General features: G+C 34.5%; 14 protein-coding genes and 1 tRNA gene. 14 read left to right on the top strand and 1 reads right to left on the bottom strand.

What is annotated here, in order from left to right; genetic code table 11:
- Positions 1 to 45: 45 nt before the first annotated feature.
- Entirely contained in the window at positions 46 to 1,437 is a 1,392-nt protein-coding gene (locus tag L1275_RS01850) for an MFS transporter (RefSeq protein ID WP_253469117.1), read from the bottom strand.
- 85 nt (positions 1,438 to 1,522) lie between these two features.
- On the opposite strand from L1275_RS01850, the gene L1275_RS01845 reads away from it, so the two are divergent.
- From L1275_RS01845 to L1275_RS01780, 14 genes are all read left to right on the top strand, one after another.
- A complete protein-coding gene (locus tag L1275_RS01845; RefSeq protein ID WP_253469115.1) occupies positions 1,523 to 1,924 on the top strand; it encodes a helix-turn-helix domain-containing protein in 402 nt (133 codons plus the stop codon).
- 219 nt (positions 1,925 to 2,143) lie between these two features.
- Positions 2,144 to 2,644, top strand: coding sequence for a thiol peroxidase (gene tpx, locus L1275_RS01840; protein ID WP_253469113.1), 501 nt, complete (start codon positions 2,144 to 2,146; stop codon positions 2,642 to 2,644).
- A complete protein-coding gene (locus tag L1275_RS01835; protein WP_253469111.1) occupies positions 2,644 to 3,012 on the top strand; it encodes a diacylglycerol kinase family protein in 369 nt (122 codons plus the stop codon). The genes tpx and L1275_RS01835 overlap by 1 nt, the downstream gene beginning before the upstream one ends.
- Positions 3,013 to 3,030: 18 nt before the next feature.
- A complete protein-coding gene (locus L1275_RS01830; RefSeq protein WP_253469109.1) occupies positions 3,031 to 5,490 on the top strand; it encodes a DNA translocase FtsK in 2,460 nt (819 codons plus the stop codon).
- A 5-nt stretch (positions 5,491 to 5,495) separates the two neighbouring features.
- Positions 5,496 to 6,140 carry an outer membrane lipoprotein carrier protein LolA gene (locus L1275_RS01825; protein ID WP_253469107.1) on the top strand — a complete coding sequence of 215 codons (645 nt, stop codon included), beginning with the start codon at positions 5,496 to 5,498 and terminating at the stop codon, positions 6,138 to 6,140.
- An 8-nt stretch (positions 6,141 to 6,148) separates the two neighbouring features.
- Positions 6,149 to 7,609: an LptF/LptG family permease gene (locus tag L1275_RS01820; protein WP_253469105.1), complete on the top strand. Its 1,461-nt coding sequence runs from the start codon at positions 6,149 to 6,151 to the stop codon at positions 7,607 to 7,609.
- Positions 7,602 to 8,738 (top strand): 3,4-dihydroxy-2-butanone-4-phosphate synthase, encoded by a 1,137-nt coding sequence (gene ribB / locus L1275_RS01815; protein WP_253469103.1) that lies wholly within the window; start codon positions 7,602 to 7,604, stop codon positions 8,736 to 8,738. The genes L1275_RS01820 and ribB overlap by 8 nt, the downstream gene beginning before the upstream one ends.
- 143 nt (positions 8,739 to 8,881) lie before the next feature.
- Positions 8,882 to 8,966, top strand: a tRNA-Ser gene (locus tag L1275_RS01810).
- Positions 8,967 to 10,020: 1,054 nt separating this feature from the next.
- Complete coding sequence (locus L1275_RS01805; RefSeq protein WP_253469101.1) at positions 10,021 to 10,467, top strand: hypothetical protein; 447 nt, start codon at positions 10,021 to 10,023, stop codon at positions 10,465 to 10,467.
- A 176-nt stretch (positions 10,468 to 10,643) separates the two neighbouring features.
- Entirely contained in the window at positions 10,644 to 11,756 is a 1,113-nt protein-coding gene (locus L1275_RS01800) for a tetratricopeptide repeat protein (protein WP_253469099.1), read from the top strand.
- 144 nt (positions 11,757 to 11,900) lie between these two features.
- Positions 11,901 to 12,311 carry a helix-turn-helix transcriptional regulator gene (locus L1275_RS01795; protein ID WP_253469098.1) on the top strand — a complete coding sequence of 137 codons (411 nt, stop codon included), beginning with the start codon at positions 11,901 to 11,903 and terminating at the stop codon, positions 12,309 to 12,311.
- A 458-nt stretch (positions 12,312 to 12,769) separates the two neighbouring features.
- Entirely contained in the window at positions 12,770 to 13,726 is a 957-nt protein-coding gene (locus L1275_RS01790; RefSeq protein WP_253469096.1) for an RES family NAD+ phosphorylase, read from the top strand.
- A gap of 209 nt (positions 13,727 to 13,935) precedes the next feature.
- The gene (locus L1275_RS01785; RefSeq protein ID WP_253469094.1) at positions 13,936 to 15,867 is read left to right on the top strand and encodes an ATP-dependent endonuclease; all 1,932 of its coding nucleotides are present in this window, start codon (positions 13,936 to 13,938) and stop codon (positions 15,865 to 15,867) included.
- Positions 15,867 to 17,687, top strand: coding sequence for a UvrD-helicase domain-containing protein (locus L1275_RS01780; protein ID WP_253469092.1), 1,821 nt, complete (start codon positions 15,867 to 15,869; stop codon positions 17,685 to 17,687). Before L1275_RS01785 ends, L1275_RS01780 begins: the two co-directional genes overlap by 1 nt.
- Positions 17,688 to 17,709 lie beyond the last annotated feature (22 nt).

Genomic DNA, 17,709 nt, shown 5'->3' with positions numbered 1-17,709 from the left:
AATTGACAAAGCCGAATCAACTTATCATCAGCATTTTCAAACTAACTATTTGGCCATGTTTTTACGAATCTTAAAGGCAAACATCACGCCTACACCTAGCAACAAAATGACATTAAACCAGGTAACGGTCTGGTATGCTATAAAATAAGACGCACTTTCAATCCTATTAAAAAACAGTCCAACTATTAATGCTATACCAAGCGCTATGGCTAATTGTTGTACGGTTAGATAAACACCGGATGCGGCCCCGACTAAATCATCGGGTATGTGGCGAATCGCTACCGTCAACATACAAGGCAAGACCGTCCCACAACCCAATCCGTAAATAAATAAAATTCCATAAACCAAAATAGGATGAATCTCTGATGTACTAAAAACATAGAGATGTGCTGACAAAGAAAACACCATAATCATTACACCAATCACAATCAATTTCTCTTGTAATTTATCGAGTAACTTAACCGCAATCACCGAAGCCAATACATATCCTAAGCCTTGAAATACAAAATAATACCCCGTTTGAGTTGAACTAATAGCTAAACCATTTTGGAGATACATTGCATTGATAAAAAAATAGGTATCCTGCACCATAAAATATAAAATAACGGCTGCCAATCCCAAATTAAAATCGGCAAATGCAAACACCTTTATATCGATTAACACCGATTTACCCTGTTGTTTTCGATAGCGCTGATGAGCGATAAATACCAGGGCCAATATCCCGCTCAAACCCAACACAACTAAACTCCACAGCGGCCAGTTTTTCTCACGTCCTTCTATCAGCGGATAAATAAATCCTACCAGCAAAAACAACAGTAATGTTTGTCCAACGAAATCAAAACTCAAACGGTTTTGTCGCTCACTTTCTGGCAATAATTTATAACCCCAGTATATAGCGATCAGACCAACGGGTATGTTGATCACAAAAATCATTCTCCACCCCTCGATAAACGTATGTATGTCTGGAAGTAATCCCCCTAAAAACTGTCCTATCACCGAAGCTACTCCCGCTATACTGCCATAGATGCCATAGGCCTTAACCTTGTCGGCATTGTTTGCAAAGATCAACGGAATCAACGCCAAGCCTTGAGGAACCATAAAAGCGGCACTAATTCCCTGTAAAAGTCGGGATAAATTGAGTTGTAAAGCAGTTTGTGATATACTGCACAACGCCGAGGCCAAAGTAAAAATCAACATACCGATTAAGTAAACCTTTTTTCTGCCAAAATAATCCCCTGCCTTACTCCCTGCAATCAAAAAACCGGCATAACCAATCACGTACAGCACCACAACGAGTTGTGAATCTGCATCACTGGCGTTTAACGCAATTTTAATGGTCGGAATAGCGACATTGACTATAAACAAATCGATGACACAAAGAAAAATAGCCATGGACACCAACACTAAAGCGATCCATTTCTGACGAGATACTTCCATTTTAAGACTGTTTTTTTTGTAAATTTGAAACGAAATTAGAGTTTAATAAAGAGATTCACAACTAGTTATAAAAAACATACTTAGTATGAAAAATCAGACCAATAGTGATAATGAGATGATTAGCCCTTCAAAAAAGATAGAATTAAAACCCGATAATTTAGAATTGGTTTCCCTTTTTAAAGTAATTGGCGGAAAATGGAAAATTTTATTGATCAAAGCCGTTGCGCACCAATGTCCTAAAAGGTTCGGAACCCTAAAGCGCGATATGGAAAACCTAGCACAAGGTACCCTGACGGCAAAACTGCGAGAACTCGAACGCGATGGCATACTCGAACGCGAGGTATTTGCCGAATCTCCTCCACGTGTTGAATACAAACTAACAGCTTTGGGCAAAACCCTACTACCAGTGATTGATACCCTTGAAAATTGGTGGATTAATTATAATACAGTAAAACAATCTTGTCAAAACACCCTGGTAAAGAAATAATGTATTCGCTTCTAAATCCCTAATAAGAACAAGTTTATAATAGCTCATTAAAGGGTCAAGATCATCAAAATAGAACAATTTTTTTTACTTAATAAGCGATTGTCACGCATTCTAGAGTTGGAAATTTATCCTAAAACCGTTGGTATAAATAAAATGAAAGCGAAACTTCCAGACTCGGATAAAAATGTCTAATTTTGATTTTTTAAATCGCGATATACTATGGCTACAATTACTCTAAAAAACAACGCTGTTCATACAGTTGGTCAACTACCTGCAATCGGAACTAAAGCAATTGATTTCGAATTGGTTAAAACGGATCTATCTACAGTATCTCTAAAAGATTTCAGTGGAAAAAGACTTATTTTAAACATTTTTCCTAGTATAGATACGCCGACTTGCTCTGCATCTGTTAGACATTTCAACCAAGAGGCCGCTTCACTTGATAATACAGTAGTATTGTGTATTTCCCGTGACTTGCCATTTGCTCAAGCGCGCTTTTGTGGTGCTGAAGGCATTGAGAACGTGGTGATGTTATCCGATTTTAGAACAGGAGATTTCGGTAAAAACTACGGACTAACCATTATTGATGGTCCTCTAAACGGTTTGCACTCTCGTTGTATCGTTGCTTTAAACAGTGACCACCAAGTCGTTTATGAAGAACAAGTTAGCGAAATCGCCAACGAACCTAATTACACAAAAGTATTTGAAGCATTAAAATAATGACAAGTATAAAATCATTTGTGATCGGAAGATTGAAAAGCATCAAATACGCCTTTGTCGGATTGTATCGTTTGATATCTAAAGAGCACAGCATCATTACTCAATTGATTATCGCTGCTTTGGCCACTATTGCTGGTTTTTACTTTAAAATCAGTACTACAGAGTGGATGATGCAAATTTTCTCCATCGGTTTAGTTTTAAGCATGGAGGGAATCAATACGGCAATTGAGGAAATGGCCGATTTTATACATCCAGATTTCCATAAAAAAATAGGTCTGATCAAAGATGTAGCTGCAGGTGCCGTGACAATATCGGCACTAACTGCACTGATCATTGGTATTATGATCTATTACCCTAAATTGTTTTAAAAAGAATTTTTTACACTAATGGCGAAAACAAAAAACGAAACGACTAAGAAAAAATCCAATAAAACACCTAAGGAACAACCGATTCCGAATACCTCAGTGATGAACAACAGTAAGTTTATCATCTCCGTGGTATTAATCATCTCTGCCGTAGCCCTATTGCTTAGTTTTATCTCCTATTTTATTACTGGATACTACGATCAAAGCAATGTGGATTTATTTTCCGAACGAAATGAAGTTGTATACAATTGGCTGGGCAAATTAGGCGCTTATCTATCGCATTTCTTTATCTATGAAGGTTTTGGACTGGCTTCCTTTATCTTCGTTAAAATACTGATTTACGCGGGTCTATTCCTGTTCTTTGGTATCGCTGCTAGCAGATTTAAAAAAATTCTTTTTTGGGATCTCTTTTCAATTATAATCCTATCGGTTATTCTAGGTTTCTTCTGGGACAGCAATCCACTTTTGGGTGGAGTGATCGGCTTTGAAATCAATATGTATTTACAAGATTACTTGGGCAAAACCGGAACTATTTTATTATTGGTTTTCTCTTTAGTGGTTTTTATCATCTTCAGATTAAAGGTATCCCCTACTGGCTTGCGAAACAAAATACAAGATTTTTCAATCTCCAAAGACAAGGAAGAATCCGACGATGAGATCATCGCAGAAGAACCTTCTAAAGCAACACCAGAGGTTAGCACTAAACAGGATTTTTCAGTTACTCAGCAAGCTGCTGTTACCGCTGCATTGCCTAAAAAAGAGGTCGCAAGCCCACAAAAAGCAGTTGCATTAGACTTGGACCACAAGAGCTTTAAACCTACTATAGAAAACAGTTCTGAAATTGATTTTCACAAAAATCAGAAAAGCGTTGCGGATACAACCTCAGAACAAGGGCAAGAACTCGTAATTGAAGCCGTACAAGAAGAAGCGACTGTTGAAGAGAATTTAGCCGCTAAACTCGTACAGGACTTTGGTGAATTTGATCCGACCTTAGAATTATCTAATTACCAATTCCCTACCATCGAACTACTTAAGGATTACGGTACGGGAGGAATCACGATAAATCAGGCCGAATTAGAAGAAAACAAAAACAAAATTGTCGATACCCTTCGCAACTACAAAATAGATATTGCACAAATCAAAGCTACGGTTGGTCCAACAGTAACCCTTTACGAGATTGTACCAGAAGCCGGAGTGCGTATATCAAAAATTAAAAACTTAGAAGACGATATTGCCTTATCCCTATCCGCATTGGGAATTCGTATTATCGCACCGATTCCAGGTAAAGGTACTATTGGTATAGAAGTTCCCAACAAAAACCCATCGATGGTATCGATGCGCAGTGTTGTGGCTTCACCTAAATTTCAGAATGCTGAAATGGAATTACCGATCGCTTTGGGTAAAACGATTTCCAACGAAACCTTTGTGGTAGACTTAGCTAAAATGCCCCATTTATTAATGGCTGGAGCAACGGGCCAAGGTAAATCCGTAGGGTTAAATGCTGTATTAACATCATTACTATACAAAAAACACCCTGCCGAAGTAAAATTCGTATTGGTAGATCCGAAAAAGGTAGAATTAACCCTATTCAACAAAATCGAACGTCACTATTTGGCTAAACTACCCGATTCAGGTGATGCAATTATTACCGACAACACCAAAGTAATCAATACGTTGAACTCACTTTGTGTGGAGATGGACAACCGTTACAACCTGCTTAAGGATGCTATGGTTAGAAACATCAAGGAATACAACGACAAATTCAAACAACGTAAATTAAACCCAGAAAACGGACACCGATTTTTACCGTATATCGTTTTGGTAGTCGATGAGTTTGCCGATTTGATCATGACAGCCGGTAAGGAGGTGGAAACCCCAATCGCACGTTTGGCGCAGTTGGCTCGTGCTATTGGTATTCACTTAATCATTGCTACACAAAGACCCTCGGTCAACGTTATTACAGGTATTATCAAAGCCAACTTCCCGGCTAGGATTGCCTTTAGAGTAACCTCTAAAATTGACTCTAGAACGATTTTAGACAGTCAAGGAGCTGATCAGTTGATCGGTAGAGGGGATATGTTATTTACTCATGGAAACGAATTAGTCCGCGTACAATGTGCTTTTGTCGATACACCTGAAGTAGAACGAGTAACCGATTTTATCGGGTCTCAAAAAGCTTATGCAGATGCTTATTTACTACCGGAATTCTCCGGTGAAGAAAGTGGCACAAGTCTTGATATTGATATCAGTGATCGCGACACTTTGTTTAGAGAAGCTGCTGAAATTATTGTTGTAGCACAACAGGGTTCTGCCTCTCTATTACAACGTAAATTAAAATTGGGATACAATCGCGCTGGAAGAATTATCGATCAGTTGGAAGCTGCGGGTATCGTAGGTCCATTTGAGGGTAGTAAAGCTCGTAGCGTTATGATTTCCGATTTAGTCGCTTTAGATAACTTTTTTAAAGACGAACAAAACTAACCACCATGAAAAATATACTTTACGGCTTCCTATTGAGTTTTCTTTGTTTTAGTGCCACAGCACAAAACAGTGCCAAAGCCAAGGCCCTTTTAGATGAAGTGTCTAATAAAATCAATAGCTACAATAACATCGTTATTGACTTTAATTACAGCACGAGAAATTCTCACGATAACTCCAATCAAGACAGCAAGGGAAACCTAACGGTACAAAAAGACCTTTATGTTTTCAACTTTATGGGGATGACTAAAATATTTGACGGCACTAAGATCTATACCATAGTACCCGAAGATGAAGAAGTTACCATTAGCAAGTACAATCCTTCGGATTCAAATGCCCTAACTCCATCTAAAATATTGGTATTTTTTAATACGGGTTATAATTATAACTGGGATATACTACAAAATATTCGCGGAAGACAAATACAATATGTAAAACTGACTCCAACGAATTCAAAATCAAACATTAAAGAAATTCTATTGGGTATAGATACACAAACAAAAAACATCTATAACAAAATTGAAGTCAACAAAGATGGTACAAAAACCATTTTAACTATTAATTCTTTTAAAACGAACCAACCTTTATCGAAAAATCATTTTAACTTTACAGAATCAAAGTACCCTAATTATTATATAAATAAATTAGACTAATTTCTGGAGTGAAAATATTAGACCGCTATATATTAACGACATTTGTATCAACACTGGCAACAGTGTTTATTATACTTTACTTTATCTTTATCCTTCAAGGTGTTTGGCTTTTTATAGCTGATTTAGCTGGGAAGGATTTGGATATTTGGATCATTTTACAATTCCTTCTTTTCTATTCTCCAAAAATGATACCGCTGGTATTGCCCTTATCGGTATTGCTATCGTCGATCATGACCTTTGGAAGTTTTGCTGAAAACTATGAATTTGCCGCGATGAAATCTTCAGGGATATCCCTACAAAGAGCTATGCGAGTACTCAGCATTTTCATCACCTCTTTGGCCCTACTCTCTTTTTGGTTTGCCAATGATGTCATTCCCAAATCGGAATACCAATTTATCAACCTGAGAAGAGAAATTTTACAAACCAAACCGGCCATGGCTATAGCAGCTGGTCAGTTTAATGATTTGGGAAAAATCAATATCAAGATTGATAAAAAAACGGGAAAGCAAGGACAATATCTTGAAAACGTAACCATGCACATCAAATCGAATGTAGGTTATGAAAATAAAACGGTGATTAAATCCTTAAACGGAGAGCTGGCTTCTTTAGAGGAGTCTAACATCTTACAACTTCACCTTATAGATGGTAATTATTACGAAGAAGTAGAAGCAAAAACCTACCAACAAGCACAGAAAGAACCTTTTGTCAAAATAAAATTTGACAAATACACGATGAATATCGATTTAAACAGTTTTCAAAACAACACGGAAGACAGTGAAAAGATCACGAACACCAACTCGATGTTGAACGTTCGCGAACTCAACTATACGATCGACTCTTTAGAGAACTCTTTGATTAAGGAAAAGACTTCCAATACCGAAAACTTATCCATTAGAACTCAGAGTTTGTTTCAATACAATAAATCGACAACTGTGAACAAAAGAACTGTTGTTGATGTAGCACCTAAAGATTTATTAAAGGATTTTGAGAATAAAACGCAAGCGAGAATTATACAGTCCGCTTTGGATAATACTTCCAATTTAAGTTTTAATGCAGAGAGTAATAACACCTCGATATTTGATCGTCAAAAATACATTAACTCACACTGGTTGGCCTTGCATGAGAAATTCGTAATTGCCTTTTCTTGTTTCCTGATGTTTTACATTGGAGCGCCCTTGGGAGCTATTATCCGCAAAGGTGGATTGGGACTACCGATAGTCTTTGCGATCTTGATTTTTATCACCTATCACTTTATCAACACCTTTGGAAAAAAAGTAGCTCAAGAAAATGGAATCACTCCGTTTTTGGGAGCTTGGTTGGCATCGATAGTCTTAACACCACTGGCGATATTGTTAACGTATAAAGCCACAAACGACAGCGGCATGTTTAATATGGACAATGTATTATTGCCTATACAAAATGCTTTTAAAAAAATATTTAAAAAAAACAAACACACTAATCATGTCTAATTCTAATATACAACTCAATACAATTGAGGAAGCGATTGAAGATATCCGTCAAGGGAAAGTAATCCTTGTAGTAGATGATGAAGATCGTGAAAACGAAGGTGATTTTATCGCCGCAGCAGAAAAAGTAACCCCTGAAATGATCAATTTCATGGCCACACACGGTCGTGGATTGATCTGTGCACCATTAATTGAAAAGCGTTGTAAGGAGTTGGACTTACACCCGATGGTGAATAACAATACCGTTTTGCACCAAACGGCTTTTACGGTATCTGTCGATTTGATTGGACATGGATGTACTACGGGAATTTCGGTTCACGATCGTGCCAAAACCATAGCTGCTTTAGTCCATGACGACACCAAAGCAGAAGACTTAGGTCGTCCGGGACATATCTTTCCATTAATCGCCAAGCAAGGTGGAGTATTGAGAAGAACTGGACACACCGAAGCAGCGGTTGATTTAGCTCGTTTAGCGGGATTTAAACCAGCGGGAATATTGGTAGAAGTTTTAAACGAAGACGGTTCTATGGCTCGCCTACCTGAATTGATGTTGGTAGCTAAGAAATTCGACTTAAAAATCATTTCTATTGAAAACTTGGTTGCTTATCGTATGAAGCACGATAGTCTGATTGTAAAAAAAGAAGATTTCGAAATTGAAACCCGTTTTGGAACCTATAGACTCCGAGCGTATTTACAAACGACGAACAAACAAGTGCATTTGGCTTTGACCAAAGGATCTTGGAATACTGGAGAATCCATCTTAACCCGCATCAACGCCTCTACTGTTTATAACGACGTATTAGGCGCTTTAAGCGGTGATTTAGACGAGAAACTAGAATCAGCCTTCCAAGCGATCAATCAAGCAGGAAAAGGCGCTATTTTGTTTATTAATCAAGAATTGCAGAGTTCTAACCTATTAAATCGTTTGGCACTTTTAAAAGAGCAGCAACAATCTTCGGAGGTTATAGAAGCACCGAAAATGACTACGGACAATAAGGATTACGGTATAGGAGCACAAATCTTACATGATTTAAATATTAGTAAGATCAAATTGATGACGAATTCTGAGCAGACCAAACGCGTTGGTATGACGGGTTACGGCTTGGAAATCGATGAATATGTGACTTTTTAATAAAAAATTTTTTCAGCTAAAGCGCTTACGGCAAATCAGTTAAAAAAGACGCTTAAAAAATTTAATATTTTTATCTTATTAAAGTTTGTTTAAGTCGAAAAAGCCCCTATATTTGCACTCGCAATTCAGCAATGAAAGGCACTGGAGAAATGGCAGAGTGGTCGATTGCGGCAGTCTTGAAAACTGTTGACTGTAACAGGTCCGGGGGTTCGAATCCCTCTTTCTCCGCAAAGAAAAACCGATAGTTTTACTATCGGTTTTTTTGTTTTAAGGAAGCGTTGAAAGTTTTACTTTCAAAAGCGAACTGAAAACAAAAAATACCACGGGCGAAGACCGTGGTTTTTCTTTGAACAGCTCTCCCTCAACGGGAACACCGTAGCAAAGCGAAGGTAATCCCATCTTAGCCTCCCCTCTTTCATAAGTCTAATGCAAATTCGGTGTGGCCGTGCCACTGAACCGCTCCCCCCACAAGGGATCACCGCAGCGAAGCGAAGGTAATCCCATCTTAGCCTCCCCTCTTTCATAAGTCTAATGCAAATTCGCTGTGGCCGTGCCACTGAACAGCTCTCCCTCAACGGGAACACCGTAGCAAAGCGGAGGTAATCCCATCTTATCCTCCCCTCTTTCATAAGTCTAATGCAAATTCGCTGTGCCTGCCACTGAACCGCTTCCCCCCTACAAAGAACACCGCAGCGAAGCGAAGGTAATCCCTATATTTATTCCTTTTCATATGTCTGTTAAAAAGATTTTGTGGCCGTGCCACTGAACAGCTCTCCCTCAACGGGAACACCGAAGCGAAGCGAAGGTAATCCCGATTATCTAAATAACAGTGTCATTTTTATGAACCACTCTCCCCTACAGCGATCCGCAGAGAAGCGGAGGCAATCCAGTCTTTAATATTCTACTCAATCAAAAGCGAACTAAAAACAAAAAGACCAAGGTCGAAGACCATGGTCTTTCTTTGAACTCACTTCCTCTTCAGGGTTGAAGAATTAATCCCACTTTCTTCGCTGATTTACAAAAGATTACTTTTTGAAAGCCATAAAAACCACGAAAGACCAATGATTATCAATTAATTATAGGTTTTTTTTTGTTTTTGTCATATAGCATTTTATTCAAAAGTGCACAAAAAACACGGTTATTTAGGTGCACGCAAAAAATTTAATATTTTGTACACCTTTTAATAGAGCAAACCTAGACCCCAAAAGGCACCAGAGAGTTTTTAGACTATGATTTCGGAAGGTTTTAATTCAACTTTTAGTAATTATAAAACAGTTGAATTATGTTAGAAAAAAGTTTATCAATCAATTTTTTTCTCAAACCAAGTAGAGAGAAAAGTGATTTTGGTATTGATCACCTTAGAATCACATTCGATGGTATTCGCAAAGACACTTCTATAAGTCATAAAGGGGATACCAAACGATGGAATCAAAAATATGGTCATGCCAATGGTGCTAAAGAAGACGCTAAAACGATAAACTACATCTTAGATACAATTGTATCTAAGATTACCAAGTACAAATTAGAGCTCTTAAGTAATGAAGAGCTTATTACTGCCTCTGTGCTTATGGATTACATCCAAGGCAAAGGAACTCGTAAAGTTAAAGTTTTAGAAGAATTCCAAATGCATAACGACGAAATCTTTAGACTTGTACCTAAAGAGTACGCTATTGGAACACATGAAAGGTACGTAACTATACTTAAGAAAAAAGATTTTAAGTTAGAATAGATTTTTCAAAATAAGTAGTTAGTCCATGAATAACATATTTAGCTAAGATAAAAATACGCTTTACTGATTTTTTTTATATTTTCGTCAATAAAAACACTTTTGAATAAAATCAAAAAGGCTGAAAGAATGGTACTTCAATTTCCTTCAGCAATTTCTTGTAACCAAAATAAACACTAATGAAACTCATAACAACCACTATTCTATTACTTTTTTCTATAATTTGCGTTAACGCTCAGGACATAGAACTTGATAAATTAAAAAAACTCACTGAATCTAATAATTACGATATCATTGTAGCTGAATACGCTAATAACTACGATAAACTTTCAGCCAAATCGCTATACTACATCGGGCACGCTTTTTTTATGTTAGAAAATGATACTGATTGTTTAAAATTCATGGATTTATCAATCCAGCTCGACAATCAGGATTCGGCGCCTTATTTTATAAAAGCATCCACATTAAACTATTTAAGTAACTATGAGGAAGCTATACCTAATTTTGAAAAGGCAATTCTATTAAACCCAAATGATGAAAAATTCTATACCGGTCTTGGTGATTCTTATACTATGCAAAAAAACTATATGAAAGCCGCAGAATCATACACCAAAGCAACTAAACTCCCTAATTGTCCTGCTCGCTCCTACTATATGTTGGGCCAAGCTTATTCAAGTTTAAAAGATGATGTAACTGCCTTAAAAGCCTTTTATCAGGCGAAAGAAAAAATGACATCCGAATCAGAGTATTATGTAGACACATTGTTTAATATTGGTTTACTGGAATCATTACAGAAGAACTTAGATAAAGCAGAACCCATTTTCAAGGAAATCATTGAAATTTCACCAAATGACTATCACTCTTACGCCAAGCTAATCCAGATCTATTATCACAATAAAACCTACGATAAGGCAGTTGCTTTGAAAAAGACCTTGTATGAGGCACATCGAAAGGGAGAATTAAAAGAAACAAATCTAGAAGACATGTTTTGTATTGATCAATTCGAATGGAAAGGTTATAAAGTATTGGTTTTTGAACGTTATGAGAATGAAAATAAAGGTAAGATTTACAACAAACACTTATTTTATGTAAACGACAAAAGTGAAAAAACAATGTTGCGAGTTCAAACGGAATTTTCTCCAATTTCGGTGGAATTAGGAGGCTCAAAATATTTACTCTGTGCTAATCAAGGTACTACTCATATTAATTCTGGTTTAGGTTTTAATGAAGATTACAAATACGAAGCAGTTAAAACGGAAGCAATCAATCTATTTGCTCAATATTTAAAATAACGCGGTACAAACAACTTTTTACAAACGATGAGCTAAATGCTCATTTTGGCACCAAAGAAGTACAATCCGAGTGAAGAAACAAATAAGCTAACTGCTGATTTTTTAATTAAAAATCCTATATTTGAACATACAATACACAGAGTTATGGCAAACAACAAAATACATCAAGGTCGCAACATCAAACGTTTCCGTGAAATGCTAAGCATCAAACAAGATGCCTTGGCCTATGAATTGGGCGATGATTGGAACCAACAAAAAATATCCCTACTCGAACAAAAAGAAACCATCGACAACACCATACTCGAACAAGTAGCCCAAATACTAAAAATACCCGTTGAAGCCATTGAAAATTTTGATGAAGAACAAGCTGTAAATATTATATCAAATACATTTCACGATACACAAGGTTTTATCAACTACAACCCAGTTTTCAATAACGACCCAATCGACAAAATAATTCAACTCCACAATGATAAAATAGCCCTCTACGAACGTATGCTCAAGGAAAAGGACGAAATGATGGTACGCTTAGAAAAGCTCATTCACAACAAATAAAAATCGTTACAACTATATAATAAAGCTTAACCTTCGGTTAGGCTTTTTTTGTAAACTAAAAATAAATATTTATACACATTCTAAAGCTTTAAGAGTGATTAACAAAAATACAATTGATTATTTTTATAGTTTTTACGGGTTTCCATACGTGGGTTGACTAACTATTGAATATGTTTACGTCAATTTTACAAAAAATATTTTTAATCACCTTTATCAAGTAATTAATGGAAGGTTTTTATAAATACCAATGTAATAGCAAAATCTACGCTTTTAGAAATTTTCCAATTATGGAAAGTTTATTTCGGCAAATTAATAGTAATCATTATTTATGAATATGCGTTTACTTCTTATCTGAATTTTGAAAATCTAGACTTTTTAAAGATTCGAGATGATAAGGATATATTTAACAATCCTTCAAAAAAAGAAATATCGTAAATATAATAATATAAAAATAGTATATGCCTGGTTTAGAAGAAACAAAAAACTTTGACTTTTTTGAAGATGAATTTTTAGCAGAAGTAGATAAATGGTTGACAGCTGACATAAAATGTTGTAGCGAATGTTTAGACGATTTTATATCAAAGTGGCCCATAGTCATTGACCGTTTATCTAAAGCTTTCTCCCAGGACATCCATTCTTTCTACGAATTGAGTAGAATGAATCTATTATATACAAAAAGTGAGTATTTAGAAAATCTCTATAGAATTTCATGTCCTCGTTGTAGTTGTCCCATTGATAATTCATTTTGGGCTTTTGAATTTGAATTTAGTGTTTATGACGAAATTGAATTTGAATTTGAAATACTTAAACAACAAATAAGAGAAACTCCTTATATGGCTCTTAAAAATGAGCTCGCTTTAAAAGTTTATGAAATACTTGAGTATATTTCGACAAAAACAAACTTTATTAAACTTGATTTTCCATTATTTAGGGGGCGAATAATAGAAAAAGAGGAATATTCAAACTCTGACTTTCTTGCGCCACCACCTAATAGTACAAACGAAGGAAGATACAACCATTTAGGCATTCCGGTTATATATTGTGCTGACACAAAAAATACATGTTTTACTGAATTAAGAAAACCGGAACAAAATTTATACATTGCTAAATTTGAAATTAAAAAAGAATTAAAATTATTAGACTTGAACTCTGTTGGTGACTTTTTAGAATGGGATAAAGACAATTTATTAAACGCAATCGTATTATCTTCTATAATGAGTTCTAAAACTAATGATGATTCTAAATATAAACCTGAATATTATTTTACACGTTTTATATCTGATTGCTGTAAATCATTAAATTATGATGGAATTATATATCCAAGTGTGCAAACTGGAGAGGGTAAAAATTATATTTTATTTGACACTAAATTACTTGATGAAAAAATGATAGAAGAAATTAGTAAATATAGATAATTGAAAACAGGTGATACGGAGATATTTTGTCCAACATAGTCGCAAATATTTTAACTAATCCTGTAATATTAGGATGATGAGCAATTCACAATATTTCATATAGAATAAATGGAGCTTTAGTAATGATTTTAAAGCAAAAAATATTTCTGTATTTATATTAAACATTAGATTAGAACTATCGATAATACCAAATAACGCAAAAAAAAGAAATGTATCTAGCTAAAATAAAAGTTGAAAACTATAAGGGAATCGAATTAATCGAAACAGAATTCGACCCTAAACTAAATATAATTATTGGAGAAAATGGTTGTGGAAAATCTGCTATTATTGATGCCATAAGACTATTATATAACATTGGAGAACCAATAAGAGAAATTTCAGTATCATTTGATGATTTCCATCAAAAAATAACAAATACGATTGGAAATAGAACTATACAAAAATCAACTCTCGTTACAATCACGTATGTTTTTAAAGGATTATCAACTGCTCAAAAAGGTGCTTTTTATGAATATATGGTAATTGACCCTCATAAAATAGAAGATGATTATGCTAAAATTTCAATTTCTTATGAAGACAAAGGTGATGGCAAATATCCTCATTTCTCTTATAACACAGGAAATATTGATGGTCAAAAAGCAGACTATAAAACATTTGAATTGTTTCAACATTACTACCTAGGAGCACTGAGAGATAGTACTAGAGATTTATTAAGTACTCGAAACAACATACTTGGTAAAGTAATAAAAAGATTCGTTAAGAGAGAAAAATCTGAAGCAGATATTGAACAAATAATTAAAGATGCAAATTCCCAATTATTGGCTCGTGAGGAAGTTAAAAATACAAGAGATGGTGTAAACACGAATCTTGAGAATATTTTCAAAAAAGTTATTGATAATAAAATTGGAGTAAGGATAGAAGACGCCAAAACCGAGTACATCGTAAATGCTATAAAACCATATCTTCCGCACGATAGAACAAATTTAGTTGACGAAGGGTTTCATCTTTGGCAAAATAGCTTAGGATTAAACAATCTAATATACATTGCTGTCGTATTGGGCGACATTACTGAACAAATTAAAGATAATGGTCTTCCCCATTTTGCCTTACTAATAGAAGAACCCGAATCACACCTTCATCCCCAATTACAATTAAGCTTATATAATTTTCTTAATAATGCAAATTCAACAGATAATAGTCAATTATTTATAACAACTCATTCACCTACTCTAACCTCAAAAGTTCCTTTAAAAAATCTCATTTTATTGGATTCTGGTAGAGCTACTAAGCTTGATAAACAATTTCAAAATAGAGAGTCAGAAAAAATAATTGAAGACACAACAAAAAACAAAGAATTAGTAGATTCTGATTTTGAAATTAGGATGAAGAAACTTCAAAGATATATTGATGTAACAAAATCTCAGCTTCTATTTGCCAAATCAATATTATTTATTGAAGGAATTTCTGAAGAATTATTAGTTTCTGCTTTTACACAATTAGAAGATTATAAATTGGAAGACTATAGGACTGAGATTGTTAATGTCGGTGGAACTTCCTTCTATCCTTTTTTATATTTGTTTAATAATTCAAACCCTTTAGAAAGAATAAATAAGCCTATATCCGTAATTACGGATGATGACAGATTTACAGACTCTAAAAAGTCAGATTACAGCTTTGACAAATTAATAAATGATAATTCAATAATTGACACACTATACGACTCGATACAGCAAGGTAAAGCTGGTTCAAGAATAAAAAACCTAAATTCTGTCAAAAACTCGGTAGACAATATTAAAATATTCGAATCATTTAAGACACTCGAATATGAAGTAGCATTGCATAATGTAAATGTTGATAGAAGAAATTTTAAGGAGAACTTTCTTGTGAAATATATCAGTTCAATTGAAATTGATAAAATAAACAAAACCATTAATTATATGGCAACATTTCCACAAGATATAATGACAGAGGAAGAAAGAAGAAAAACAGCAATTCTATTATGGAAAAGTTTTCCTAAGAAAGCAGAATTCGCCCAAGATTTCTCAATTCATATGCTTGAAAACTTAGACGAAGCCAAAGTGTCATTTATGGTTCCAACATATATATTAAATGCACTTAATCATTTAAAAAACGAATTATAATGTACTTTATAAATGATGAACGCTTAGCGTATTTACAAGCAAGAGGAAAAGTAATTTTAAATGCTTGTCCTGGTAGTGGAAAAACAACAACTATTGCAAAAAAAATATTAGAATTAGAAAGGCTAAATGAAATAGGTGGTCACTCAGGGGTCGCTTGCTTGTCATTTACAAATTCTGCCAAAGATGAAATAAATCAAGCGTACAGAAAATTAAGCGGTAAATCTTTACAATTCCCTAACCACGTCTCGACAATAGATAGTTTTATAAATAAATTTATAACGCTACCTTTTTACAATTTACTAAATCGAGATTTCAACCGACCAAAGATTCTCGACCATACTAATATTTTAGACGATATGTGGAAAACTACATATATCAAGAACGGTAAAACAGCTGAAGGTTTATTAAGACCTCTGAATGACGCTGAATACAAAGCGAAGAATGACCGAAGTATATTTTATCTTTATCCTCCAAGTGCAATAAGAAATGAACCAAACAATACATTTTCAATAAATGGAAATCAACCATCGGACAATAAAGTAGATAAAGTAAATTTTGATAAATATTGTAAGTTTATTAAAGAAAAACAATTTACAAAGGGAATCATATCAACTAATGATTCTGCGTACATTGCTCTTAAGTTACTAAAGAAGAATCCAAAAATTAGTGAATGGCTTAGCTTAAGATTTCCATTTATTATCATTGATGAAGCGCAAGATAATTCAATAATACAACACGCTATATTTGAAGAATTGATAACGCAAGGATTAAACAACATAGAACTAATTGGAGACCCTTATCAAAGTTTGTATGAATGGAGAGATGCAAAACCAACTGAATTTCTCAGAAAACATGAAGAAGATAAATCTTGGCAATCTTTTAATTTAACTGACAACAGACGTTCACCGCAAAACATAATCGATATTTTTTCAAAAGTAAGAAGACTCGATGATTCAAAAATTAATAGCTTAGACTGTCAAGAGCTTGCAAAATCAATTATTATCTACAAATATTCTGCTGATAATCATCAGTCAATAATAAAACACTATGATGATTCTTGTGCAGAGAACAATTATATTAATAGTTGCATTGTAGTAAGAGGAAATTCATTGAAAGACGCTCTATTAGGAAACAAAGCGGAGCAAAGACCTTGGGGAATTGAACTACCAAAAAGCATTATACATGCTAAAAATCTTTATCTAAGTGGCGACATTAAAAACTCAATTAAGGAAATTCGGTCTATTTGTATTCCCTTAATTTATTCTAGTATCTCAGACGATTATCATCAGTTGAAGGAAAAAGAAAAAGAGAAAAGTACCGACTCTAAATTTAATTCATTAATGATAACTATTTTAGATGAATTACCTGATTTCACAATGAGTATACGTGATTGGTCTAGTAAAACAGAACTCTATTTTAAAGAAAAACTTAATTTACACTACGATGTAGACTTTAAATTAAGAAACAGAAAATCTACATACCTCGATAAATCGACCCTAGATGAAACCGTTGAAGTACACTTTAGAAAATCATATTCAGCTTTTAATATTCCGATAACGACAATTCATAAAGTAAAAGGACAAACGTTAGATTCTATTCTTGTTTTTTTCAATGAAGGACGTCATAAAGACAATATCACTTTTGAAAACATTTCAAATACAAAAAACGAATTTCCAGATGAAACTAAAAGATTGATATATGTAGCTTTATCTAGACCAAAGTATTTGCTAGCTATGGCATTTCCTGAATCGATAACAGACGATGAGCTTAAAGACAAGTTTGGAGAGAAAATAATTATTGTAAACGAAAGTGAATTGTAAATCCATTATTAAACACGAGTCT

The sequence above is a fragment of the Flavobacterium sp. HSC-61S13 genome (genome assembly GCF_024171535.1).
Taxonomy (GTDB): domain Bacteria; phylum Bacteroidota; class Bacteroidia; order Flavobacteriales; family Flavobacteriaceae; genus Flavobacterium.
The sequence above is the reverse complement of the archived record's forward strand: the minus strand, read 5'-3'. Positions and strand labels throughout refer to the sequence as shown.

What these genes read in the sequence shown, in the direction of transcription:
- L1275_RS01845 (WP_253469115.1), top strand. Translation starts at nt 1,523, where the DNA reads ATGAAAAATCAGACCAATAGTGATAATGAGATGATTAGCCCTTCAAAA.
- L1275_RS01825 (WP_253469107.1), top strand. Translation starts at nt 5,496, where the DNA reads ATGAAAAATATACTTTACGGCTTCCTATTGAGTTTTCTTTGTTTTAGT.
- L1275_RS01800 (WP_253469099.1), top strand. Translation starts at nt 10,644, where the DNA reads ATGAAACTCATAACAACCACTATTCTATTACTTTTTTCTATAATTTGC.
- L1275_RS01835 (WP_253469111.1), top strand. Translation starts at nt 2,644, where the DNA reads ATGACAAGTATAAAATCATTTGTGATCGGAAGATTGAAAAGCATCAAA.
- L1275_RS01795 (WP_253469098.1), top strand. Translation starts at nt 11,901, where the DNA reads ATGGCAAACAACAAAATACATCAAGGTCGCAACATCAAACGTTTCCGT.
- tpx (WP_253469113.1), top strand. Translation starts at nt 2,144, where the DNA reads ATGGCTACAATTACTCTAAAAAACAACGCTGTTCATACAGTTGGTCAA.
- L1275_RS01830 (WP_253469109.1), top strand. Translation starts at nt 3,031, where the DNA reads ATGGCGAAAACAAAAAACGAAACGACTAAGAAAAAATCCAATAAAACA.
- L1275_RS01790 (WP_253469096.1), top strand. Translation starts at nt 12,770, where the DNA reads ATGCCTGGTTTAGAAGAAACAAAAAACTTTGACTTTTTTGAAGATGAA.
- ribB (WP_253469103.1), top strand. Translation starts at nt 7,602, where the DNA reads ATGTCTAATTCTAATATACAACTCAATACAATTGAGGAAGCGATTGAA.
- L1275_RS01850 (WP_253469117.1), bottom strand. Translation starts at nt 1,437, where the DNA reads ATGGAAGTATCTCGTCAGAAATGGATCGCTTTAGTGTTGGTGTCCATG.
- L1275_RS01780 (WP_253469092.1), top strand. Translation starts at nt 15,867, where the DNA reads ATGTACTTTATAAATGATGAACGCTTAGCGTATTTACAAGCAAGAGGA.
- L1275_RS01805 (WP_253469101.1), top strand. Translation starts at nt 10,021, where the DNA reads ATGTTAGAAAAAAGTTTATCAATCAATTTTTTTCTCAAACCAAGTAGA.
- L1275_RS01785 (WP_253469094.1), top strand. Translation starts at nt 13,936, where the DNA reads ATGTATCTAGCTAAAATAAAAGTTGAAAACTATAAGGGAATCGAATTA.